At 45.0% G+C, this 300-nt stretch carries 1 pseudogene; it reads left to right on the top strand.

Going from position 1 to position 300, the window contains the following annotated elements:
• Positions 1–300, top strand: a pseudogene (locus ACSIPU_RS31005) (GIY-YIG nuclease family protein); the annotation flags it as partial.

Genomic DNA, 300 nt, shown 5'->3' with positions numbered 1-300 from the left:
AAACCTAAAATCGACCGACTTTTTCATCACCAGGGGTTGAGAGATTACCTGGTAAAACTATTCGCTATCGCCGGTTGTGAGAAATGGCGACATAAAGAAGGGGTTTGGGTGTTTAGTCTATTCCCAGGGGCGCATAGCGGATGGTCCCGGTATTTTACGCTTAGTATCCATAGCCACGAAGTCGCTTTTTCAACGCGGTCCCGCGATTGTCAAATTCATATGTTATTAGCAGATGAGCTTATCATGGACTATCCCGATATTGTTCAGTGGGTAACGGACCATAAAGGAGGGTTTGAAAAA

The sequence above is a fragment of the Klebsiella sp. HN106 genome, assembly GCF_051209435.1.
In the GTDB taxonomy this organism is placed as follows: Bacteria; Pseudomonadota; Gammaproteobacteria; order Enterobacterales; family Enterobacteriaceae; genus Klebsiella; species Klebsiella oxytoca.
Note: the sequence above shows the minus strand (reverse complement) of the source record. Positions and strands in the feature narration are given on the sequence as shown.